At 59.5% G+C, this 21266-nt stretch carries 19 protein-coding genes and 1 pseudogene; 12 read left to right on the top strand and 8 right to left on the bottom strand.

Annotated features, from left to right (window positions below; all coding sequences use genetic code 11):
- Positions 1-88: 88 nt before the first annotated feature.
- The 5 genes from BerOc1_RS09175 to BerOc1_RS09195 form a co-directional block, all read right to left on the bottom strand.
- Positions 89-2008 carry a methyl-accepting chemotaxis protein gene (locus tag BerOc1_RS09175; RefSeq protein ID WP_071545411.1) on the bottom strand — a complete coding sequence of 640 codons (1920 nt, stop codon included), beginning with the start codon at positions 2006-2008 and terminating at the stop codon, positions 89-91.
- 132 nt (positions 2009-2140) lie between these two features.
- The gene (locus BerOc1_RS09180) at positions 2141-3646 is read right to left on the bottom strand and encodes a GNAT family N-acetyltransferase (protein ID WP_071545412.1); all 1506 of its coding nucleotides are present in this window, start codon (positions 3644-3646) and stop codon (positions 2141-2143) included.
- Positions 3647-3809: 163 nt separating this feature from the next.
- The gene (locus BerOc1_RS09185; RefSeq protein WP_071545413.1) at positions 3810-4442 is read right to left on the bottom strand and encodes a LysE family translocator; all 633 of its coding nucleotides are present in this window, start codon (positions 4440-4442) and stop codon (positions 3810-3812) included.
- A 167-nt stretch (positions 4443-4609) separates the two neighbouring features.
- Positions 4610-6481, bottom strand: coding sequence for a sensor domain-containing diguanylate cyclase (locus BerOc1_RS09190; protein ID WP_071545414.1), 1872 nt, complete (start codon positions 6479-6481; stop codon positions 4610-4612).
- A gap of 186 nt (positions 6482-6667) precedes the next feature.
- The gene (locus BerOc1_RS09195) at positions 6668-7096 is read right to left on the bottom strand and encodes an N-acetyltransferase (protein WP_071545415.1); all 429 of its coding nucleotides are present in this window, start codon (positions 7094-7096) and stop codon (positions 6668-6670) included.
- Between the two features lie 548 nt (positions 7097-7644).
- Between BerOc1_RS09195 and BerOc1_RS09200 the strand changes: the two genes are divergently transcribed.
- Complete coding sequence (locus BerOc1_RS09200; RefSeq protein ID WP_242652930.1) at positions 7645-9018, top strand: methyl-accepting chemotaxis protein; 1374 nt, start codon at positions 7645-7647, stop codon at positions 9016-9018.
- A gap of 196 nt (positions 9019-9214) precedes the next feature.
- Positions 9215-10270: pseudogene (locus BerOc1_RS09205) on the top strand (YifB family Mg chelatase-like AAA ATPase); the annotation flags it as partial.
- A gap of 197 nt (positions 10271-10467) precedes the next feature.
- Here BerOc1_RS09205 and BerOc1_RS09210 read toward each other — a convergent pair.
- On the bottom strand, positions 10468-11427 hold the full coding sequence (locus tag BerOc1_RS09210; protein ID WP_071545417.1) for an integrase domain-containing protein: 960 nt from the start codon (positions 11425-11427) through the stop codon (positions 10468-10470).
- 815 nt (positions 11428-12242) lie between these two features.
- Between BerOc1_RS09210 and BerOc1_RS09215 the strand changes: the two genes are divergently transcribed.
- Together BerOc1_RS09215 and BerOc1_RS09220 are read left to right on the top strand one after the other, a co-directional pair.
- The gene (locus BerOc1_RS09215; RefSeq protein ID WP_071545418.1) at positions 12243-12731 is read left to right on the top strand and encodes a helix-turn-helix domain-containing protein; all 489 of its coding nucleotides are present in this window, start codon (positions 12243-12245) and stop codon (positions 12729-12731) included.
- On the top strand, positions 12728-13456 hold the full coding sequence (locus tag BerOc1_RS09220; protein WP_071545419.1) for a DNA-methyltransferase: 729 nt from the start codon (positions 12728-12730) through the stop codon (positions 13454-13456). The genes BerOc1_RS09215 and BerOc1_RS09220 overlap by 4 nt, the downstream gene beginning before the upstream one ends.
- 156 nt (positions 13457-13612) lie before the next feature.
- On the opposite strand, the gene BerOc1_RS09225 is transcribed toward BerOc1_RS09220, so the two are convergent.
- Positions 13613-14674, bottom strand: a complete 1062-nt coding sequence (locus BerOc1_RS09225) for a TOBE domain-containing protein (protein WP_071545420.1) — start codon at positions 14672-14674, stop codon at positions 13613-13615.
- 188 nt (positions 14675-14862) lie between these two features.
- On the opposite strand from BerOc1_RS09225, the gene BerOc1_RS09230 reads away from it, so the two are divergent.
- On the top strand, positions 14863-15804 hold the full coding sequence (locus tag BerOc1_RS09230) for a sulfite exporter TauE/SafE family protein (protein ID WP_071545421.1): 942 nt from the start codon (positions 14863-14865) through the stop codon (positions 15802-15804).
- 378 nt (positions 15805-16182) lie between these two features.
- Here the strand turns inward: BerOc1_RS09230 and BerOc1_RS09235 are convergent, their stop codons facing one another.
- A complete protein-coding gene (locus BerOc1_RS09235; RefSeq protein WP_242652933.1) occupies positions 16183-16503 on the bottom strand; it encodes a DsrE family protein in 321 nt (106 codons plus the stop codon).
- 151 nt (positions 16504-16654) lie between these two features.
- Here BerOc1_RS09235 and BerOc1_RS09240 point away from each other — a divergent pair, with 151 nt between their 5' ends.
- The 7 genes from BerOc1_RS09240 to BerOc1_RS09270 all read left to right on the top strand — a co-directional run bounded on the left by BerOc1_RS09240 (position 16655) and on the right by BerOc1_RS09270 (position 21266).
- Positions 16655-16942 (top strand): ArsR/SmtB family transcription factor, encoded by a 288-nt coding sequence (locus BerOc1_RS09240; protein WP_071545423.1) that lies wholly within the window; start codon positions 16655-16657, stop codon positions 16940-16942.
- 208 nt (positions 16943-17150) lie between these two features.
- The gene (locus tag BerOc1_RS09245) at positions 17151-17912 is read left to right on the top strand and encodes a sulfite exporter TauE/SafE family protein (protein ID WP_071545424.1); all 762 of its coding nucleotides are present in this window, start codon (positions 17151-17153) and stop codon (positions 17910-17912) included.
- 56 nt (positions 17913-17968) lie between these two features.
- Positions 17969-18949: an ABC transporter ATP-binding protein gene (locus BerOc1_RS09250; protein ID WP_071547066.1), complete on the top strand. Its 981-nt coding sequence runs from the start codon at positions 17969-17971 to the stop codon at positions 18947-18949.
- Positions 18946-19683 carry an ABC transporter permease gene (locus BerOc1_RS09255; RefSeq protein ID WP_071545425.1) on the top strand — a complete coding sequence of 246 codons (738 nt, stop codon included), beginning with the start codon at positions 18946-18948 and terminating at the stop codon, positions 19681-19683. The genes BerOc1_RS09250 and BerOc1_RS09255 overlap by 4 nt, the downstream gene beginning before the upstream one ends.
- The gene (locus BerOc1_RS09260; protein WP_022661553.1) at positions 19676-20224 is read left to right on the top strand and encodes an RNA polymerase sigma factor; all 549 of its coding nucleotides are present in this window, start codon (positions 19676-19678) and stop codon (positions 20222-20224) included. Before BerOc1_RS09255 ends, BerOc1_RS09260 begins: the two co-directional genes overlap by 8 nt.
- A 67-nt stretch (positions 20225-20291) precedes the next feature.
- Positions 20292-20765 carry an anti-sigma factor family protein gene (locus BerOc1_RS09265; protein WP_071545426.1) on the top strand — a complete coding sequence of 158 codons (474 nt, stop codon included), beginning with the start codon at positions 20292-20294 and terminating at the stop codon, positions 20763-20765.
- A gap of 3 nt (positions 20766-20768) precedes the next feature.
- Positions 20769-21266, top strand: a complete 498-nt coding sequence (locus tag BerOc1_RS09270) for a Spy/CpxP family protein refolding chaperone (RefSeq protein ID WP_071545427.1) — start codon at positions 20769-20771, stop codon at positions 21264-21266.

Raw genomic sequence — 21266 nt, forward strand, 5'->3', positions numbered from 1 at the left:
GATTTTTTTTGGCTTGGGCGGCAATATCCAATGAAGACGGCCCCCCGCGCAAATGCGCAGGGGGCCGTCCGTGGTTTCGGTGTTCGGGCTAGTAGCGTTCCAGGCCGTCGTCCTTGTCGCCCAGCTGGAAGTGGCCGATGGCCTCGTGCAGGCTCCTGGAGCTATCGGACAGGCTGGAGGCGGTGGCCGCCACCTCCTCGGCCGTGGAGGCGTTTTGCTGGACCACGGACTCGGAGTCCTGGATGGCCCGGGAGACCTGCTCGATGCCCTGGCTCTGCTCCCCGGCCGCGGCCGAGATTTCCTGGATCAGCTCGGCCGTGCTCTTGATGTCCGGGACGATGCGTTCGAGCAGGGCCCCGGCCTCCTCGGCCACGGCCACGCTGCTTGAGGAGAGCTCGCTGATGCCCGCCGCCGCGGTGCCGCTGCGTTCGGCCAGCTTGCGCACTTCGGCCGCGACCACGGCGAATCCCTTGCCCGCCTCGCCGGCCCGGGCCGCCTCGATGGCCGCGTTCAGCGCCAGCAGATTGGTCTGGCGGGCGATCTCCTCGATGATGCCGATCTCTTCCGCGATCTTCTTCATGGCCGACACGGTGCGGGCCACGGCCTGGCCGCCGGTCTCGGCGTCGTGCGAGGCCTTGGTCGCGGTGGTCTCGGTCTTGGCCGCGATGTTCGCGGTCTGCTTGATCGATCCGGACATCTCCTCCAGGCTGGCGGCGATCTCCTCGATCCCGGCGGCCTGCCGGTTGGCTCCCTTGGACAGGTTGTCGCTGGCCATGGAGAGCTCGCTGCATCCCTCGGCCACCTCGCCCGAGATGTCCCGGATGTTGCGGATGGTGTCGGCCAGGTGGGCGTTCATGTCGCACATGCCCTCCAGGATGATGCCCATCTCGTCCGTGCGCATCTTGCACGTCCGGCTCTCCAGATTGCCCCGGGCGATGTCCGAGGCCAGTTCCGCGCACTGCTGGATGGGCCGTTTCACCGAGTATTCCACCACCCAGAAGATGATCACGATGGGCACGACCACGACGATGAGCAGGCCGATGCCGACCATCCAGGCCACGGCGGACATCATGGCCTGCTGGCTGGAGATGTCCATGGACAGGACGATGGTCCCGATGGGTTTGCCCCGGTAGTCCTTGACCGGGAAGGCGGCCACGCCGTCATGGCCGTCGACCTCCACCAGGGGCGACTGCATGCCCCGGGCCAACATGCCGGACGAGGCCAGCTGCCTGGCCGCGTCGTTCTTCTGGCCGTAGATGAGCACGTACTTGCCGTCCTTGACCGGGTTCTTGGCCGGATCCTGCAGCCGGGTGGTCACGGGCAGCAGCCCGGCGTCCATGTACAGCAGGGCCTTGATCGTGCCCGAAGCCTCCATGGTCTTGAGGATGTTGTCGAACCCGAGGAGGACCTCCACGGACCCGAGGTGCGTGCCGTCGGGCGCGGTCACCGGGGCCAGGCCCCGGATGGTGAAGCCGCCCCGGCCCGGCTCGATGCCCAGGGCCGGCTTGTGGCTCCTGTTCACGTCGATGACCGTGTTGCGGAACCCGGACAGGTCGTCCGAGATGTCCACCCACTTGCCGTTCTTCTTGGCCTGCTTTTCGCGCCAGGTGCGCAGCAGGCTGCGGGCCGTGGGCAGATGGAAATGGAGCTGGAAGTCCTTGCCCAGGTTCTCCTTGTAACCCTTGAGCGTGGACGCGAGCGAAACGCGCAGCTGCTCCCGGGCCGCCTGCAGCACGGGGTCGGCCTCATTGTTCATGTCGCCCTGGTTGGCCTTGCCGTATGCCTCGACCACTTCGGGCATGCGGCTGAACAGGGCGGCCTGCTGCAGGGCGCTTTCGGAGATCTGGGTGATGGACTGCTGCACGTCCTCGATTTTGCCGCGCATGATCAGTGAGACGAACGAGTCCTCCAGGTCGGTGAATTGTGATTTCAATAGAAGATACCCGCCGGCGAGCATGACCAGGGCCACGCCCAGCAACGGCAGGAATAGTTTAGATCGGATACCCATGGGGTGCTCCTTTTGCTTCGGTTTTGTCGGTCAGACTATGATTGGGGCAGCCGAAGACTGCGGGCAATTATATTCAGGTATCAAAAAGGAAACCATTGCAGGCGCAAGGGTGCGGCCGCCCGGGAGGAAGGATCAGGAGGACGCAACCCGCTTTTGCTCGGCCCGGATGTAGTCGAACAGGGTCCTGGTCATGTCGCCGTACACCCGGACGGCCTCCAGGTTGAGCGGGATGTCGATGCGTTGCAGGAGGATGCGGTCCTGGCCGTCGTGGATGTGGGGCATGAGCCCGCAAAAGAAGAAGCCCATGGCCTCGCACGCCCGGACCACCTGCGGCGAGGTGGGGACTCCGGCGGGCAGAAAGGCGTAGACCGCGTCCATGCGCCTGTTGCGGCAGTCGCGCAGCCCTTCCGCTATCTCGCGGACCGTGTCCGCGCCGATGCTCCGGACCACGATGAAGGCCACGTTGAGTTCGTCGGGCAGGGGGAAGACATCCACCCCGGAAACGCCGGACAGCGGTGTCTCGTCCGGCTCGCCGAATTCGCGCGGCAGTTCCATCCAGGCGTAGATGTCCCGGGCCATGGCCCGGTGGTGCTTCGGCAGGTACACGGCGGCCGGGCCGCGGTCGAAGGGGAAGTAGTGGTTGACCACCGAGCCCTTCTCCTGCCTCGAGGTCGCCAGCTCCTTGACCCGCATGCCCGAGGCGGCGATGCCGAGCATGAGGCAGCACGGGCGGCAACCCATCTCCTCCTGCAACCCTTTCTGCGAAAAAATGTGCGTGGTCACCGAGCAGTCGAAGACGCCCCGGTCGCCTTCGGACCGGGCCGAATCGAAGAGCAGCCTGACCATCTTCGGGGCCAGGCCGGGCGAACGGTAGGCCGGGTCCACAAAGGCCAGGCCCAGCTCCGGGACCCCGACCGCCGGGTCGTGGTACTTGAGCCCGGCGTGGCCGATCAGGGCCCCGCTGTCCGGATCGATGCCGATGACCGACCTGAATTCCCCGGCCCGCACCTTTTCGGTCAGGGCGTCGAGATCGTAGAGAAAGGCCTCCTGGGTGAAGCCGTAGCAGCGCCAGGCCAACCGGCAGACCTCGGCCAGCTCGTCCTCGCGGGCCAGACGGACCTCGGGCTCCCGGACCGTGATCCGTTTGCCGCGCCGGGCGGGCTTGGCCTCGGCCAGCTCCGGGGGCAGGGAGCCGTAGTTGAGCTTCCGGGTCAGCCGGACCTCCTTGCCCTCGCGGCCGTGGACGAACAGTTCCACCGAATCCATGGCCCGCTGCATGAGCAGGGAGCCCAGCCCGGGCTTGTCCGCGCTGTCCGGGTCGCCGGGCGTGAACCGCTCGGCCTTGGCGTGGTCGAAGGGGATGCCCCGTTCCCGGACCGAGATGACCAGGGAGCCGTCCCGCACGGAAAATTCCAGGTGGACGCGCTCGTCGTCCGCCGAGCCGGAAAAGTGGTCCACCGCGTTGCAGAACGCCTCGTCCACGGCCAGCTTGACCCGGTAGGTCTCCTTCTCGTCCAGGGACAAAACCCCGGCCACGTTCCCGGCGCACTCCCGGGCCGTGTTCGCCATGCACTTGCGCACGGGCAGCGAGAGCTTGGCCAGGAAGAGACCTGTCGTGTTTTCGGCGGTATCGGTCATCGGGTCCTCCCTCGTAATGATTCAGGAAGCCACGTCCATAGCGTGATCTCCGGTCCGAGTAAACGGGGGTATAGCGCAAAGGGAAGCGGCTTCTTCGGTCCCTTGTCCGCACGGGTGGGATCGTCCTGGCCGCCGTCGCGGCGTCCGCAACCGTTGCGGGCCGCTATTCGCTGGTGACCAGGCGAGCGGCGAGGCCCAGGAATATGATCCCCAGCAGCGCGTCGATATGCCGGCCCAGCTTCAGCTTCCGTCCTATCACCGAGCCCAGCTTGCTGAAGGAAAAGGCGAAGCAGGTGTTGATGCAGAAAACGACGCCGCTCAGCAGGGTCCCCAGCAGGAAAATCTGGGTGGCGACGTCGTGGTGGGCGTCGGCGAACTGCGGGAGAAACATGCTGAAGAAGATCAGCGCCTTCGGATTCATGATATTGTTGAGCAGTCCCCGGCAGACAAGCCTCCGGCTGCTCTGGCCCGTGGCCTGCCGAACCGCCGGAGTCCCGCTCCTATTCCTGCGCCAGCTCAGGAGCAGGTTGACGCCCAGCCAGGAGAGGTAAAGCGCCCCGGCGACCTTGACCAGCAGGGCCAGGGACGGCACCGCCTCCAGCAACTTGCCCAGGCCGAACGTGACCAGCAGGGTTTGCAGTATCCCGGCGATGAAGATCCCTATGGACAGCATGAGGCCGGACCGGAAGCCTCGGGTGGAGGCATAGGTGGTGATGAGCACGAGATCCGGGCCCGGCGAGATCGCCAGGAGCAGGACGGTGACGAGAAATACCGGTAAGATGGCGAGGTCGATCATACGGCGCGGCTCTTGGGGCTGGTTCGATCCAAAAGCCGGGGATACTAGCGGAGAGGCGGGGTCGGGTCAATCCGGGAAGGACGCTTGCCGGACCGATGCGATAACAGTTCGGGATTACTGTACTTGGCAGGATTCCGTTGCGAGGTGGCGGGACGGCCCGGGCGGGGTTACCCCCTTTCGACCCGGTTGCGGCCGTTTTCCTTGGCCCGGTACAATGCCTCGTCGGCCCGCTTCAGCAAGCTGTCGGCGGTGTCGTCCCTTTCGAGCTGGACCACGCCGATGCTGACGGTGAAGGGCGGGAGGCCGTCCTTGCCGCCGTGGGTGCAGCGGCTCAATGCCAGCCGCAGTCGTTCGGCCGTGTCATGGCCGGTGCCGTGGTCGGCGAACGGGAGGATGGCCATGAATTCCTCGCCGCCCAGGCGTCCGAACGTGTCGGAGGAGCGCAGGGTCTGTTTGCAGGTATCCACGCAGCGCTGCAGGACCTTGTCGCCCACGGAGTGGCCGTAGGTATCGTTGACCTTCTTGAAGTGGTCGATATCGATGGCGAGCAGCGACAACGGCGTGCCGTAGCGCTGGCCCCGTTCCACTTCCTCGTCCAGCTTCTCCATGAAAAACCGTCTGTTGTGCGCACCGGTCAGGGGGTCCACCGTGGACATGACGAACAATTCCTCTTCCCGCGATACCCTGTTGGTCACGTCCCTGGCCACGCAATAGATGAGGCGGTTCTCCACGTCCGGGGAGGCCATCCAGGCGATGTGCCGGTAGAGGCCGTCTTTGGTGCGCAGCCGGTTGACGAAGTCCACCACGGGTTCGCCCCTCTTCAGGGCGTCTTCCGTTTCCCGTGTCTTGGGGGCGTCCTCCGGGTGGACGTAATCCGCCCAGTTCGAGTGCAGCAGTTCCGCCTGGCTCCAGCCGAGCGTCCCGGTCCACGACGGGTTCACTTCCCGGAGGACCCCGTCCATCCCGATGACCGACAGCATGTCCAGGGACAGATCGAAGATGCGCTGCTTCTCCTTTTGCGCAAAATGCAGCTCGGTCATGTTTTTGATATGGATGGCCACAAAGGAATTTCTGCCCCGGGTGTCGGGCACGGGGTAATAGGTGATGGTCAGATACACCTTGCCGCCGTCCGGGTGGTCGACCCAGGAAGAGGTCGCGCTCGTTTCCCCGGCAAAGGCCTTCCTGATGTTGGGCAGCGTCACCGTTTCATAGAATTCCTTGCCGTACAGATCGAGAGAGCGTTTGCCCAGTAATTCCTCCCGGTGGAGGCCGACGAACTTGAGGCTGGCGTCGTTGGCCATCCGGTATCGCCCATCGGCGTCCACCAGAACGATCCCTTCCGGCGAGGTCAGGATGATCCGTTCATACTGTTTCAACTCCTGGAACAGGTATTCGCTGGCCAGCCAGATCAGTCCGAAGGCGACCGTCACCAGCAGCATGATCATGGCCAGAAAGGCCAGCTGGTGAATGGTCCCGGCCGCCATGAAATCCTGCAGGGCGTGTTCGTCCAGGGCCCAGAGCGCCCGCAGGAGCATGAACGCGCCGAACAGGCCGAACCCCAGAGCGAGCACCTTTTGGGGCATCATCGTGTTGATGGTGCCCCGCCTGATGACGTTCCGGCAGCATATCCCTGACAGGGCGGACAGGGATAGGCAGACCCAGAAGACCCGCTGGGTGAAGGACGGTTCGACGTAGGAGAAATATAATAATGAAAGGGTATTGAAGACGACGACCGCAGCCGTGGGCCAGGTGTCGGAGCGTGGTATTTCCCGGAATCCCTGGATGCCCCGGTTCATGAGCATGAAGCCCAGTACCAGCACCGAGTTGGCGACCACCAGCGACCAGGCCTGGGGTATCCGGTGGCGCAGGCCGATCAACAGAAAGGCCAGGCCGATGGACAACATTCCGAATCCCACCTGCTTCAGGCCGGAGAGGATGGGGCGCGCCGCGCCGAACGCGACCAGTCCCGAGCCGAATCCCAGCGAGAAAACCACGGTGATGATGGACAGGGTCCGTATGTCGAGTTCGATGACGAGCATATTGGTTATTCCGTATCGTACGGTTTGCACAAACGGGTTTCGCCGTCAATTATAGGCTGGGCGCGGCTTGTCCGGGATGTTCAAAACGCATGTCGGATTTCCCGCAAAGGCGGCAGGAGGAGCCGGGCACAGTCCGCGCGAGAGGAGGGTGGCGCTAACCGAGGCGGACCTGTTCGCCGGAACGGGCTATCCCGCCGGGAAAATCATGGTGTATTCGAGATGGCCCGTATGCTCGTCAGGCTGTTCGTCGACTACGGCAAACCCTTGTGACAGATAGAATCCGCAGCTTGCCTGATTTTCTTGGTAGACCGAGAGACGCAGCCGCGTCCTTTGGCTTTTGGCATGATGGAGCAGGGCCTTGCCGACACCTTGGCCCTGATGTTCGGGCGCAACGAAAATCGCCGCCAGCATGTCTTCGTGCAGCGAATAGAAACCGGCTATTCCCGAATCCGTCTCGTACACATAGTTCTCGGATGCCGGGATGTATATTGTGCGCATGTTGCCCAGTTGGGACTCCCAGTAAGTCCGGCCGACGAAATCATGCGCTTTAGCCGAGGCTTGAAGCCAAATCTCCAAAACGGCTTCAAGGTCGCTTTCCGTATAGTCTCGTATCATTGTACTACCTGTTCCTGGCGGTATGTAAGACGTTCTTTCGGCAATGTCATGCGTGGCAACTTTCGGTATAGCGGGATGTTGCGGCCTTATAGCAGGGGACCCGCTTTTTGGCGAGCCGTACTCGTGGTGGCTCCATGCAGGCCATACCATCTCCTGCGCCGTCCGCGCGGACAAGGTCCGGTTGGAAGTCGGCTTCGCGCGCTCCGGCATGCCCGGCCTCACCACGGGAGGGATTGAATCCTTCCCGAATCCGGAATTATGCATTCCGGGGCATGTCTATACTTTACGGAATAACTACATTGCCGTACTCGTTGGGCATTTGAACAAGGATGTCCTGCGGGAAATCGAAAGCGCATACAGAGGTCCGGATGAAAACAGGCATTACTCCCCGGTTGTTGGCGGCCATGGCCGCACTTGTCGGCATGATTGTCTTGAGTTGCGGCGTCGCACAGGTCTATTGGGCGGTCCCGCCCGCCCCTTGCTGGGCGACGGGGGCGGCGCTCTCCCTGGTCGCCGTCGGCGCGCTGTTTTTTGTCTCGCGCGAGTGTATGGACCGCCGGCCCCTGATGGAGGGGCTGCAACGTGTCCAAAACGACGAGGCGGTCGATTTCACGGAGCTGCTGGGCGAGGGCGAGCCCGCGGCCGCGCTCCAGGACCTGGCGAACGGCCTGGCGTACAACAAGGGACTGGCCAACGGCATCCTCGAAGGGTTGCCCATGGCGTTCCTGCTGGTGGACACCGAGGAGCGCGCCCTCTTCACCAATCAGCACACCCTGGACATGCTGCAGATCGACGGCAAGGTCGAAAATCAGCTGGGACATACTTTGGCGGAGATCTTCTACAATGATCCCAAGCGCGAGACAGCGGTGGGCAAGGCCATGCACAAGGGGCAGGTCTTCAGGAATCTCGAGGTCGAGATCAAAGGGCACAAAGGCGGCAGCCGTCATGTTCTGGCCAACGTCTATGCCTTGAAGGACAGGCACGGGAAGGTTTTCGGGGGCGTCTGTCTCTATCTCGACATGACCGCACTCAAGGAGAAGGAAGACGAGATCCGTGGACAGAACGAGATGATCACCCGGATCGCCGGGCAGGCGGACGTCATTTCCGATCAACTCGCCGCCGCCTCGGAAGAGATTTCCTCCCAGGTGGAACTCTCCTCCCAGGCCTCCGAGGAAACCCGGAAGCTGGCCGCGGAGGTGGCCACGGCCGTGGAGCAGATGAACGCCACGGTCCTCGAAGTCGCCAGAAACGCCTCCAGCACCGCCGACCTGTCGGACAAGGCGCGGACGCAGGCCGAGAAGGGGGCGCAGATAGTGACCGCCGCCATCGAGGGCATCGCGTCCCTGGAGACCCAGGCCAACAGGCTGGCCACCGATATGGACGGACTGGGCAAACAGGCCGAATCCATCGGCGGCATCATGGGCGTGATCACCGACATCGCGGATCAGACCAACCTGCTGGCCCTCAATGCCGCCATCGAGGCCGCCCGGGCGGGGGAGGCCGGACGCGGGTTCGCCGTGGTGGCCGACGAAGTGCGCAAGCTGGCGGAGAAAACCATGGAAGCCACCAAGAACGTGGAAGGCAACATCAGCGCCATCCAGCGTTCCGCCGAAGCCAACGTGGCGACCACGCGGGCCACGGTCAAGGTCGTGGCCGAAACCGTGGATACCACCAAGCGCGCCGGGGAGGCCTTGTCCGAGATCGTGGAATTGTCGGGCCAGACGTCGGCCAACATCCAGTCCATCGCCACGGCCGCCGAGGAACAGTCCGCCGCCAGCGAGGAGATCACCCGTTCCACCGGCGAGATCAACGAGGTCGCCAGCGGGACCTCCCGGGCCATGCACGAATCCGCGCAGGCCGTTGGTGATCTCGCACGGCTTGCCGGAGAACTGCGGCGGGTCATGGACGAGATGCGGGGCTGACCGAGAGGGGGGCCGCCGACCGGCAAGGCGCCGTTTCGGGGGAGAGGTTGAACGGCGTTTTGTATCGGCCTTCCGGGAAGTCCGCGCGTGCGCGCCCGGAGGAGCGAACGGGTGACGGCCGTTTCTATATGGCCGGTCCTTTACAGTCTGTTGTTTTGCCTATAACTCTATGCAAAACAACACAAAGGAACATCCGTTGATCTCCACCGCCCACTGCGCCGCGCTGCGCGGCATCGATGCCTACCCCGTCCAGCTCGAAGTCGACTTCTCGCGCTCCGGCATGCCCGCCTTCACCATGGTCGGCCTGGCCGAGGGCGCGGTGCGCGAATCCAAGGAGCGCGTCTTTTCCGCCCTCAAGAACTGCGGCTTCAAGGTCCCGCCCGCCCGGATCACCGTGAACCTGGCCCCGGCCGACGTGCGCAAGGAGGGCAGCGGCTACGACCTGCCCCTGGCCATCGGCATCCTCACCGCCATGGGCGTCATCGAACAGCGGGCCGTGGACGGCTGGTTCCTGGCCGGGGAACTCTCCTTGAGCGGCGACCTCAAGGCCGTGCCCGGCGTCCTGCCGCTGGCCCTGGCCGCGCGCGAACAGGGCGGCCACGGCATCATCGTGCCCGAGGCCAACGGCCGCGAAGGCGCGGTGGCCGGGGACCTCGAGGTCATCGGGGCCGCCGACCTCGGCCAGGTGGTGCGCATGCTCCTGGGCGAGGACGCCATTGCCCCGGCCAGCGTGGACATCGACACCCTGTGGAACGAACGGACCACCCATCTCGTCGACTTCGGCGAGGTCAAGGGCCAGGAACACGCCAAGCGGGCCATCGAGATCGCCGCGGCCGGGGGCCACAACCTGCTCTTCATCGGCCCCCCGGGCTCGGGCAAGACCATGCTCGCCAAGCGCATCCCCACGGTCCTGCCGCCGCTGTCCTTCGACGAGGCCCTGGAAGTGACCAAGATATACTCCGTGGCCGGGCTGCTGCCCGTTGACCAGGCCCTCATGGTCACCCGTCCGTTCCGCACCCCGCACCACACCATCTCCGACGTCGGCCTGGTCGGCGGCGGCCGCTACCCCCAGCCCGGCGAGACCTCGCTGGCCCATCGCGGCGTGCTCTTTCTCGACGAGATGCCCGAATTCAAGAAGTCCGTGCTCGAAGTCCTGCGCCAGCCGCTCGAGGACGGCGAGGTGTCCATCTCCCGTTCGCTCATGACCCTCAAATACCCGGCCGATGTCATGCTCGTGGCCGCCATGAATCCCTAATTATATTTTCTTTTGGCCAACATAAAATTTCCCATGGCGAGGCGCTAAATTTGCTCCAGATGTAGTTTTATAAACCCCTATTTTATTTTTCCTTTCCTTACCTAGTTGTAACCGAGTACAGTATTAGCCGCACTCCATGCGTGAGCAAAGCCTCACGCCCGAAAGAAACCCCGCCGGAAATGGCGGGGTTTCTTCTAACGGGAACTGCCAAGATAGGCGTTCGATACGTCCCGACGGCCAGGCGAATGCCCCGCCGCCACTTCGATGTTGTCGCGTGCTTCGTCGTCGAGCCGGGGCCAGTCGTCCCCGGCCGTGGCCTGGGCGGCTTCGTGGAATGCCTGAACGCTATCGTACTGGTTCGGCGGTTCGAAGCCCGTATGGTCCACATACATCTGTCGAAAGCGTTCGTGACGCAGGCCATGCAGGGTACCCCCGGCATCCTTGCCCGTCAGGCCGTGCTTTCTGGCTGCATAATCCAGCCGATGCAGCCATTCGTCGCCCATGCCTTCGGGCATGAGATTGTTGATGCCCTTTCGGTCGGAAGGGGACACGTATTCTTCGGCCCGCTTAAGGGCCGCTTCCTGTTGCCGGGACAAGCCGTACAGGGTTCGGGGCCTGCCGCCCTTGGTCCCATACTGAACGAGAAGGCTATGGTTTTCCCGGTCCCAGTCGTTAGGCAAGTCCAGCTTGGCTGATTCTTCCCGGCGCAATCCCACGTTGTACATCAGGTCGATCTGCGCCGCCGCCCGACCCGCGTGCGGATACGACTTGTCGTTCCGCATGCGGGTCAGGGTGCCTTGGAAGACATCCGCGGCGACCGCACGGGACATCGCATTGGCGATGGACCCGCGCTTGACCCCGAAGGTCGCGTTGCTTTCGCTGATCTGATCGTTTCCGTAAGCGCGGCAGATGTGGCGTGCCGCGGTGAAGACTTCGGCAATCCTGCCGTCGCCCACACCGTCCGCACGCATGGCATCCGCCACGCGCTGGAAATGCTTGTTGGATACATTGGTCCACTTTTCAATCCCCATGTTCGCCTGGCGCAAAACATCGACGAAATGGCGGGCAGTCTGGCGGATTCGGTGTTGTTTCGTTTTTTGCCCGGACAAGGTTGCCCGGTTCACCGCAAACTTAAGGCTGTCGGATTTTCCCATTGGAATTCTCCTTCCGTTAAAGGTTCGGGGCAGCGCCCCGGGGCCAAGCAGATCGGACTTTTCCCGTTATCCGGGAAAGACCTGCCTGTGGCGGTAAACCCGCCACGCATCACCAGCTAAGGGAAGAATGAATGCCCGTTTCCCATTGGAAGAAGATTCCGGAAGACCCAGTCAATAAGGGGTGCTGCCCCGCAAGCGCGTACGTCTTGCGGACTTAATGGCAGCCGTAGGGGAAGTGCGGCAATGACAAGCGTAGATACTTGCCATTCCACCATCGGCGGGTGCTGCGTTACAGCCTGCGTGTTTGGATTTGGAAATGGCCGTTTGTTTGGAAAACGGCGCGTGGATCGTTGAAGCACAAGGCTTCTTCATGCGTCATCAGTTTAGACTTCGTCAAAACTTATGAACGCGCCTGATCGCGTTTTACCTCCTTCTGGTGACCGATTTATCCTGTGGATATGCCCAACCATATGACGCCCCTCAACCCTCGCGCAAGCTCCGACGGCACGATTTCTTCCCCTCCCGCCGATTATCCGCGAGCGTGGCGCAAGCAGCCGCCGGGGCAAGGCCAAGCCCTACGGGCGGACGCTTCGCGGTCCGGCCTTGCCCCGACGACTTTACTTGCGTCGTGATTACCGCAGGCGACGGCGAGAGGGATGGCGGGTTCGACTCCGGCTCAAGGGATATCCTCAGGTCCCTGCTCACGCATCCACCCCAAAAAAGCAACAAATCCCTTGCTACTGATTATCAACTTATTTATTAACAGCGTTAAGCAACTAGTTGCTTAACGCTGTTAATAAGGTGGTTGATTAACCATGGCCGAAGATGACGACGTTGACCTCACCCCTGTGAAGACCCCGGAACAATTGTTGAAAGAAGAAGTCGGGCTTTATCTGAAGATTGTCCGGGAGAATCGGCACAAACCCCTCAGATGGGTCGCCCAGAAATTGGGGTGCTCCAGCTCGTTCATATCCCAGATCGAAAAGGGGGACGCTTCGATTCCACTGGATCGGGTACTCGACTTCTCCCTTGCCTATGATCTTCCTGTTCCGGAGTTCGTTCGAATCGTTCTCGTCACCATGCACAACGACACATATCGGGCGTTGATGAGCATACTGGAGAATGACCCGGAAATGGCTAATGCCGCCAACAGTTGCCACACGATTGCAAATCCCAAAGAACGAGCCAAGCGTCGCAAAATTCTCAATCCGGGACTGAGCTCAAAATCGCTTGATCGAATGCGGGAATTTATCTTGGAGAACCAAAAACCAACATATGGGAAACCGGTGGCAGGTGACTCATGATAGATTTACGGAAACAAGACCATCTTGGGGTAACCTCTTCGTCTAAGGACGGCGACATTCACAACAAGGACGCGTTCCTTTTTTTGGGGAATTGTCCTGCCCACAGGTACGAGGCCATAATCACCGACCCACCTTACGAGATCGGTATTGCCGGCAAGGATTGGGATTGCAAAAAGCTACGGATCGACGTTCTGGCCTATCAATTCCATCGCGTTCTGAAACCTGGCGGCAATGTCTTTGTGTTCTGCTCGGATTTCCAATTCGGCGATTGGTATCGTGAGCTTTCCCGCTATTTTACCAGGTTGCGCAAGTATGCTTGGTGCAAACCGGATTCGCGAGGCACCAACAAGGGGATGTTCCAGGAAAGCTTCGAACTTGGGCTACATGTGTGCTCAGAAAATGCATACTTCGACATGGAAGACCGCTATAAAAATTATGTGGTCGCTGGAAAAACATCAGGGAATGAACGGATGATGCCTGACCCAGACGAGGAATGGTCAACCAAGAAGGGCGAAAAAACCCTTCACCCAACTCAAAAAAAATTGTCGGTAATTGAGACTCTGGTTACCGCATTGAGCAAAAAGGGCGACACCATTCTTGATCCCTTTGCCGGCACCGGAACGCTTGGGGTCGCAGCCAAAAATTTGGGCAGAAAATTCGAGATGGTCGAGTACGGCTTCCGAAACCACATTGCGGCATGGGACAGGATTCTAGGGGAAGAGTGAGTCCCTTTTGTCTTTACCCGCAAATGCCAATTCAACGTGCGGCGCAACGTGTCTTAAGAGTCCAGTTTATTTTAAGCAGACTTCAAGGGGTGGCTCCCAGAAAAGCCCTTGTAGTCTTGTATAATACAAATCGAGAAAACCAGCGGGAGGAGGTCATCAGTCAACGTGAAGCACCACGGCGGAACAATTAAACAATGCCCATGCACAGTCTCCAACATTTAATTCAAAGGGTGAGCTTGGGGAGGAAGTGACAAGGGCGCATATTTCAGTTGTTTCAGAAATCTTGACGATAAATTCCGTGTTGACCTCTCCATTGGTTATTCTGGTCACCACTCCCCTGAGTCTGTTTTCCGTGCTGCATTTCGGAGATGCTTCACCGCCATGCAAGATTACCAACGGAGCCTTTACCTCGGCTGTGATCAATCTGCCTAAGCTCAAGCCAAGCCGCTCCAAACTGTCATTCGTGATTACGGTGATGATGGAGTTTCCTTCTAGGGTTTCCATAACGACGCGTGTTTGTATGTCGCCCCTCAATATTTCTGACACTTTTCCAAAAAAACTATTTCGTGCGCTTGTTTTGCGGCCGGATTCCTTTTCCAGAAAACGCTGAGCAACAGCTTGAATTTCATCCTTGGAGAACGCGACATAGGACGAGGTGAGATTGGGGGTGGAGTGCCCCAGCATCATCTGCACAGCGGGCAAGGGGATGTTGCTTTGCATCAACTCCACGCCTCTCGCCTTGCGGATGGCTTCCGGACCGCCCAGCCGCTTTGGAAACCCACATTCCAAAGCCCGTTCATAAAATTTGCGCCGAACAAAACCAGGGTCCAAATCAAGCAGTCTTTCCGACTCCTTGTGAGATTTCAAGGTGTCGATCTTCCCCCTGATCTCGTCGGCAAGAGATTGTGAAATATGAACTTCCCTCGGTTCCGCATTCTCATTCCCATTCGAACGAAAAATCACCAGATGGCGAGCCCAATCGAGATCGGTATGTATGTTGATCGATAATACTTCGCTCAACTTTGCGCCCGTATACCTGACCAAAAGGAAAATGAGCAAAACGCTTAGTCTGGACAAACGAACATCGTCGCGTTTTGGTTTTTCAGCCCATTCCCGGAAAGAATCCTCTAATCGATTAAGTTGGGAGTGACTCAGGCACTCCTCGCCTTCCGCAATAGAGAGAATCCGTCCATCATCACTTCGGTTGAAACCTGTCATTGCTATGAACCTTTGATTGCTGAGAGTTGCTGCTTGCCCCCGAAAATACCATGTCATCTTGAAGAAAGCCCGGCGATAATCATTCGACCTCGCTCACATTGGTATTGACTTGTCGAAGTTTTACTGTCACGAATATAAATACTTTCGTGACTGTTGACAAATGTTTTCACAAAAAGGCGGTCGATTCCATGTATTTCCAAACTGCTGATATCGAAGTCGCGCTCTGGATTCCACCTTTTGTGGCGTTCGTCATTTCTTTTTTCACCTCAATGGGCGGCGTTTCCGGTGCCTTTCTGCTCTTGCCGTTTCAGATGTCCTTCATCGGGTATACGAATCCATCGGTCAGCGCCACCAACCAGGTGTTCAATGTCGTTGCCATCCCAAGCGGAGTATATCGTTACTGGCGCGAGGAACGAATGGTGTGGCCGCTGACGTGGATTGTTGTCTTCGGCACGCTGCCAGGCGTCTTTATCGGCGCCATGGTAAGGGTGCTCTATTTGCCGGATCCGAAACATTTCAAACTGTTTGCCGCCTGTGTGCTCTTTTATATCGGGTTTAAAATGGTGAGGGACGTGCTGGGGAACTCAAATGGTGGGAACAAGAAAAAAAGCGAAGCACGCTTTCGGGAAATGGTCAAACGTAATACCAGTCCTGGGGGGGCGGCAGCCTCGCCCGCCACGACAGTCACTTGTTTCAATCTAAAGCGACTGGGGTTCACGTTCTACGGAGATGCCTATAATGTTTCATTCTGGGGAATTTTGCTTCTCAGTTTCATTGTCGGCATAGTAGGGGGAATCTACGGGATAGGGGGAGGATCAATAATTGCCCCGTTTTTTATAACTTTTTTCGAACTTCCCGTCTATGTCGTCGCAGGGGCCGCACTGATGGGTACTTTTGTCACATCAGTGGCTGGCGTCGTTTTTTATCAGGCCATCGCCCCATTCTATCCGAATCTTTCCGTGGCCCCCGACTGGCTGTTGGGAATTCTTTTCGGAGTAGGTGGAATGGCGGGAATGTATCTTGGGGCTCGATGTCAAAAGTTTGTGTCAGCCAAGGCCATCAAGTGGATGCTGGCGGGTGTCATGGTGTTTACTGCAATCAAATACATCCTTAATTTCTTTGAATATTGAAGAACAGCAGCCGACAATCCGCTCCCCTTCAGGAGGCGATGCTATGTGTACGAAGAGAGATATTGAAGACATTCTCAAGCAAATTGGAGAAAGCCACGATCCCGATCATATTCGGCGACTCCTTGAAGAGATTAATGCATGCAGCAAATGTCCGGAGAATCTTCAGTACCAGGATGACCAGGATTCAGTTTGCCGTTGTCGTCTAAATTTTCATATTGAACTCAAGAATCACATCTATGCGATTACAAACAAAAAATAGTGTATCCTTTTTGGCAGAGGGTCTTGCGGTTGCGTGCCCACCTCATTTGCAAATGTGATCGACAATGTTTCTCCGAAGACGTGGAAGGCACCTTTCCCAAGGTGCCTGCCACGTATCATCTAGTAGTTGAGAATCCTGTCCGCCTTGATCATTTCCGCATACAGGAATTTCATGCTGGACAACTTGACGTATTCGCTTTCATCCACCCCGTGGATGCTCAGGCACTTCCCTCAGGCTACCAGCACGCCCTCGCTCAGGGCGAACATCTTCGCCTGTTCGGCGATCGGGAATGCTTCCGAATCGCCCGCATACAAATCAACGGCACCGGCGTTCAGGAACAACGTGACGTCCTCGCCCTCGTTCAACAGGAAGTTACCGAAACGGACAGCGTTCCATTTCACTTCCGGGTCGTTGCTGGAAAGAATGATCAAGACCTGCATAGAGGCTCCTTCTATTTGACATTGCCTAAGCATAGATTATTTCCATGCGAAGTTGAACAAAAACCTCGGCAAGGCCATTGTTGGAAATGGGGGACTTTACGCCATTTTTAAATAAGTATATGCATAGACTCTTAAACAGATCGAGGTACGTATGGTCAATTATGAGAAACAAGCCAGAATATTCAAAGTCCTCTCGGTCGACACCCGCATCCGGATGCTGGAGTTGCTGAAAGGCGGGCCTTTGTGCGTGAACGCCTTGTCAAAAAGGTTGGGCATCACTCCGTCGGCTGTGTCCCAGAACCTGCGCATCCTGAGGGATGCGGACCTCGTGGTCGCGGACAAGCAGGGCTATTTCGTGCATTACGGGATTAACCGGCAGACCATGACGGAATTGCGGTCCCTCGCGAACGGGGTGTTCAGCATGCCAAATTTGTTGTGAAATGGTATGAATAGACAACCTGTGGAGAAACCCGCAACTCGTGCCGAAAGATTGCCTGGGGAGCAATTCGGTCGGTACGGCAGAAATGCCGAAGCGGTCGCGATGCGACTTTTTCCGATCAACAGATTGAAACGGTACACCATCTAGGTGGGCACGAGTCCCCGACCTGCCGCAAACAATCACCTGAACACATCGTCAAGGATCGCATATGACTGTTCCCGTTGTCCTGCTTGCGAGCATATTTCTCATCTCACTCCTACTGACCATGGTCGGCCTCGGCGGCGGGCTTGTCTTCTCGCCGCTGTTCGTGCTCCTGGGTATGGCGAAAGCCCAGGCGGCTGCGGCATCCTTGTTCCTGAACCTCACGGCGGCGGGGTCGGCGGCGTACGCCTATTCGCGAAAGGGGATGGTCGATTTCTCCCTTTCGATCCCGCTGATCCTATTTTCCGCAGCGGCCGCGCCGCTCGGCGCTTACCTGAACACCCGAATCGAGACGAAACCGTTCCTGATGATCATGGCCGTCATTCTCTTTCTGGCGGCGATACGCATGCTATTTTCACCCAAAGGCGACAACCGAACGGTTGAACGGGCAAAAGCAACAAAAATCATCGGCGGGGCGACCATCGGCGCGGTCACCGGCTTGATGGCCGGGCTGCTTGGAGTCGGCGGCGGGGTTTTCATCGTTCCCCTGCTGATCTTCGCCCTGAAGACGCCGACCAAGACCGCTGCCGCTTCATCCACCTTCATCGTCTGCTTCTCCTCGCTCACCGGGTTCATGGGATACGCTTCCATGGGGGAGGTCGATTGGTATTTCCTTTTGCCTGCGGCGGTGGTCGCCTTTATCGCCGGTCAGGCCGGGGCGCGGCTCATGAATGCCCGGCTGACGGGCCGGACGGTCAGGCTGCTGTTTAGCCTGCTCCTGTTCGGGTTGTGCGCCAAACTGTTGCATCAGTGGTTTTCGGGGGTTTGATGAATACGGTAAAGAGCAGATTGAAACAAGAATTAGTTCGGGGGGGGGCCATCCTGATGAAGAATGAAGCAGTAGCGGTCGAAGACCTGAGCAAACGGTTCGATGGCGTGCAGGCCGTGGACGGCGTGTCGTTCGCCGTGGAGCGGGGGGAGTTGTTCGGATTCCTCGGGCCGAACGGGGCAGGAAAGACCACGACCATCAACATGCTGACCGGGTTGGCCCGCCCGGACTCGGGGGTAATTCGCCTGTGCGGCGTCGATTGCACCACAACCCCTAGGACCGCCCAGCACCTGATAGGGGTGGTCCCTGACGAAAGCAACCTCTACCCCGAGCTGACCGGATTCGAGAACCTGTGTTTCTGCGCATCGCTGTACGGCATCCGGAAGGACGAGCGCCGGGCGCGGGCAAGGGCGCTGCTGCGCGACTTCGACCTCGCCAAGGCGGCTGACCGAAAGTTCGGCGGGTACTCCAAGGGGATGAAGCGGAAGCTCACCATCGCGGCGGGCATCATCCACCGTCCGGACATCCTGTTCCTCGACGAACCCACCACGGGCATCGACGTGGCCAGCGGACGCCAGATACGCCAGCTCGTGGCCGACCTGCACCACGCCGGGACGACCATCTTCCTGACCACCCACTACATCGAGGAGGCCGAGCGGCTTTGCAACCGCATCGCCTTCATCGTTGCCGGGCGCATCGTAGGCATCGACTCGGTGGAACACCTGATTCAGCCCCTGCAAGGACGGCATGTCCTCGAAATCACCTGTCAGGAGGCCTTGACGGAAACGGTTCGTGAAGGATTGAGCCAGGCCTTCCCCCCGCTGGTCATCTCGCCCCCCGAGCAACATTCGATCCGTGTGGAATCGGACTCCCCCGTGCACGTGGGGCCGTTGGTGCGCCGAATCGAGGAACAGGGATTCACGGTCACGGAGGCGCGGCGGGTGCGCCTCTCTCTTGAAGATGTTTTCGTGCAGATAACGGGCATAGAATCCGGCACCATGCATCACGAGAAAGAGATGAAGGGGGGAAAGAAATGAACAAGCTGATCGCCTTCTGGAACATATTGGCAAAAGACATGCGAACCTACTATCTGAAACCGCCGAACGTGAGCTGGGGCATCATCTTCCCCCTGGCGTGGACGGCCATGTTCTTCATCCGCTCCGGGAGCGGGCTGGAAAGTATTCCGCAACTGCTTCCCGGCGTGGTGGCCATCTCCATTCTGTTCGGCACCACCTCCATGCTCGCGGTCACGGTGACCTTCGAGAAGAAAAACCGCTCCTTCGAACGGCTGTTGCTGGCCCCCATGTCCTTTGAGCTGCTCATGCTTGCCAAGACGAGCGGAGCGATCTTTTTCGGCGTGTGCAATGCCTTTGTACCCGTGATCATGGCTCTGTTCCTGACCGACCTCGCCGGGATCGCCTGGGCGCAGTTCATCCCCGCAGTGATCCTCATCGCGGTGGCCTCCACGTTCCAGGGACTGTTCATCGCAGTGGCCGTCAGCGAGGTGTTCGAGGCGCAGACCTTTTCCAACTTCTTCCGTTTCCCCATGATCTTCCTGTGCGGGCTCTTCTTTCCCATCGAGAGGCTGCCCGCCCTGCTCCAACCCGTGTCCTACGTCCTGCCCCTGACTTACGGGGCCGACGTCCTGCATGGTGCTGTCCATGGCGGCCACATCCTGCCATGGTACCTGGACTTGCCTGTACTCGGCCTGTTCTGTGCGGCGCTGTTCTGGGCGAGCCTTCGAAACATCAGGAGGCGGTGGATTGCCTGATCGGTCCCGATCGCAACTTCCGGACGAAGCCCTGCTGGAAGCCTCGGGCAACGGGGACCGGCAGGCCTTCGGCGAACTCGTCCGACGGCACCAGTCCTGGGCCTGGGGCGTGGCCTATCGTTTCATTGGATCCAGGGACGAGGCCGAAGATATTGTTCAGGCCGCCTTCATCAAGTTGCTTGTCGCGTCGGGCCGCTATCGCCGTACCGCACGCTTCAAGACGTTCTTCCACGTCATCATATCCCGGCTCTGCCTGGATCATGCCAAAAGGGAGAAGCCCGTACAGGCGGACGACTATCCGGAATTGGCCGACTCGTCTCCCGGACAGGAGGAGGCGCTGATGACGAGCCAGAACGCGGCCCGCGTGCGCCGGGCATTGGACTCCCTTCCCCCCAGACCTCGCATGGCCGTCGTGCTTCGATACTACGAAGGGCTCGGTTATGATGAAATGGCCGTGGTTCTTGAAACGTCGCGGAAGGGTGTCGAGCGGCTGCTGTCCAGGGGACGCGAGGCGTTGCGGGAGAAACTGGGATCACGCTGAACTTTTTTCGATCGAAGGCGGGGGTTTTCCGAACTTGGATCGTTTAATAAAAATGAGGTCGACACACATGCTTTGCCGAAACTGCCATACACGTCTTTCTGCCTACCTGGACGGTGAACTGTCCGGGCGGGAGCTGTGGGACATGAAACGCCATCTCGACGGTTGCGCGTCCTGCCGCGCCCACCTTGCCGAGTTGGAGGCGTTGGACGCACCGCTTGCCTCTCCGGGCACCCCGGAGATGCCGGGCGACCTGGAATACCGGATCATGGCCCGGGCTTCACGAGAGTATTTCGATGCCCGTGACACGAGCCGCTTCCGGGCGATTGCCCGTAGGTGGCTGGGGCCGACCGCCACGGCATCCGCCTTGGCGATCGGTCTGCTTCTGGGAGGATTGCTCGGGTGGAACAGCCATGGCGGACCAATTTCGGAACAGTCCACCCTGCGGACGGAAAATGCGGTCTTCGCATCCCTGAGCGCGGCCCCCGGCGGATCGATCGAGGCCGCGGTGCTGGCCGGATTCGACGGCGGAGGGAGGTTGTAATCCATGCATTATCTGAAACGGTCGTTGCTGGCCTTGTCTGTGGGATTGAACATCGCCTTTGTCCTGTTCTGGGGCATGCAGTATTTTCAAGGACAAGATCCGGCGCCGTCAGGAGCGCCCCGCCGTTCGGGAGATCAACTTCTTACGGCGCGGTATGAAGGGGTCCAGGTGACTCCCGAACAATGGAAGGCGCTGGAGCCCAACGTGCTGGCCTTCAAGACCAACACCGATCGTATTCGCCGGGAAACGGTGCAGTTGCGAGAGCGGGTGCTGGAGTTGCTGGCCGAACCCGTTGCCGATGAAGAGGCGATCCAGGCTATCCAGCAAAGAATTCTTTCGAATCAGGGCGGCATGAAAGACGAAGTGCTTCGACTTCTGCTCCGTGAAAAGGACGTGTTGCGGCCGGATCAGTTCTCCGTGCTGATACAGGCGATTCAGAATTACGGAGGCCGTGGTCCCGGATTTGGTGTAATGACCGGCGGGAAACCGGAACGCAATTAA

The organism is Pseudodesulfovibrio hydrargyri, from assembly GCF_001874525.1.
GTDB lineage: Bacteria > Desulfobacterota > Desulfovibrionia > Desulfovibrionales > Desulfovibrionaceae > Pseudodesulfovibrio > Pseudodesulfovibrio hydrargyri.

Bases quoted from the DNA above. Each gene is read 5' to 3' on its own strand.
- BerOc1_RS09180 (WP_071545412.1), bottom strand. From the start codon at position 3,646: ATGACCGATACCGCCGAAAACACGACAGGTCTCTTCCTGGCCAAGCTC.
- BerOc1_RS09240 (WP_071545423.1), top strand. From the start codon at position 16,655: ATGGTCAATTATGAGAAACAAGCCAGAATATTCAAAGTCCTCTCGGTC.
- BerOc1_RS09225 (WP_071545420.1), bottom strand. From the start codon at position 14,674: ATGACAGGTTTCAACCGAAGTGATGATGGACGGATTCTCTCTATTGCG.
- BerOc1_RS09250 (WP_071547066.1), top strand. From the start codon at position 17,969: ATGAAGAATGAAGCAGTAGCGGTCGAAGACCTGAGCAAACGGTTCGAT.
- BerOc1_RS09220 (WP_071545419.1), top strand. From the start codon at position 12,728: ATGATAGATTTACGGAAACAAGACCATCTTGGGGTAACCTCTTCGTCT.
- BerOc1_RS09190 (WP_071545414.1), bottom strand. From the start codon at position 6,481: ATGCTCGTCATCGAACTCGACATACGGACCCTGTCCATCATCACCGTG.
- BerOc1_RS09265 (WP_071545426.1), top strand. From the start codon at position 20,292: ATGCTTTGCCGAAACTGCCATACACGTCTTTCTGCCTACCTGGACGGT.
- BerOc1_RS09270 (WP_071545427.1), top strand. From the start codon at position 20,769: ATGCATTATCTGAAACGGTCGTTGCTGGCCTTGTCTGTGGGATTGAAC.
- BerOc1_RS09175 (WP_071545411.1), bottom strand. From the start codon at position 2,008: ATGGGTATCCGATCTAAACTATTCCTGCCGTTGCTGGGCGTGGCCCTG.
- BerOc1_RS09245 (WP_071545424.1), top strand. From the start codon at position 17,151: ATGACTGTTCCCGTTGTCCTGCTTGCGAGCATATTTCTCATCTCACTC.
- BerOc1_RS09210 (WP_071545417.1), bottom strand. From the start codon at position 11,427: ATGGGAAAATCCGACAGCCTTAAGTTTGCGGTGAACCGGGCAACCTTG.
- BerOc1_RS09215 (WP_071545418.1), top strand. From the start codon at position 12,243: ATGGCCGAAGATGACGACGTTGACCTCACCCCTGTGAAGACCCCGGAA.
- BerOc1_RS09255 (WP_071545425.1), top strand. From the start codon at position 18,946: ATGAACAAGCTGATCGCCTTCTGGAACATATTGGCAAAAGACATGCGA.
- BerOc1_RS09195 (WP_071545415.1), bottom strand. From the start codon at position 7,096: ATGATACGAGACTATACGGAAAGCGACCTTGAAGCCGTTTTGGAGATT.
- BerOc1_RS09185 (WP_071545413.1), bottom strand. From the start codon at position 4,442: ATGATCGACCTCGCCATCTTACCGGTATTTCTCGTCACCGTCCTGCTC.
- BerOc1_RS09230 (WP_071545421.1), top strand. From the start codon at position 14,863: ATGTATTTCCAAACTGCTGATATCGAAGTCGCGCTCTGGATTCCACCT.
- BerOc1_RS09200 (WP_242652930.1), top strand. From the start codon at position 7,645: ATGGACCGCCGGCCCCTGATGGAGGGGCTGCAACGTGTCCAAAACGAC.